Origin of the sequence: Bartonella sp. AP58NXGY, from assembly GCF_042195785.1 — a bacterium.
GTDB lineage: Bacteria > Pseudomonadota > Alphaproteobacteria > Rhizobiales > Rhizobiaceae > Bartonella.
The window spans coordinates 1-648 of the sequence record NZ_JBHIOY010000310.1 but is presented as its reverse complement, the minus strand read 5'-3'; the positions used below and the strand labels follow the sequence as shown (position 1 = coordinate 648).

1 pseudogene is annotated in these 648 nt (G+C 45.2%); it reads right to left on the bottom strand.

Annotated elements, in window-relative coordinates:
- Positions 1 to 161 precede the first annotated feature (161 nt).
- Positions 162 to 648: pseudogene (locus tag ACFINC_RS11110) on the bottom strand (hypothetical protein); the annotation flags it as partial.

Sequence of the window (648 nt, the reverse complement as noted above, 5' to 3'; positions counted from 1 at the left end):
TTAAACGTTGAAACTGTTAGATTACCCGCGAGGCGTGAGCCAGTTATGCCAGGACGGCTTTGCCGGATCTGCGAGGAGTTGACCGCCCTCCACGCCTTCTCATTTTTCCTCACACACCAGTTCCTTCTCACAAACACCAACAGAGCTTTACGGTATTCTCTTTACAACAACCGCTCATCCTTCTTTTCAGCCGCGTTTAACAAACGTTGAATTTCGCGAAAGCTCTTTTTATGCATGGAGGTCAACCACCATTCTTGTTTGCTTGCTACAAATTTGACCACAAAGCGCCACCATGTCCCACCACTTTCACCAAAAAACATAACGCTCGGTACACCTTTTCGCCTGATAATTCCATGGGGTTTTATGAGTGTTTGAATGGCGCCACGAAAATCCTCCAAGCGAAGATCACGCGCTTGATGCTCTAACAAAATATGTTTCACACTGTCTGCGGATAAGCGAATAAGAGAATTTTCCGCTGCAAAAACATCACGCACCTTTTGGATCATGGGGGCAATGGGAATAAATCCACGTGGCATATGTCCTTCAAACATGGCTTCCAAAAGGGGTGAGCCCACAATATCTTCAATGGCAATGCGTTTGCAATTTTCCGGCATGGCGTCAATTTTATCACTCAAAAAATTGCTTAAA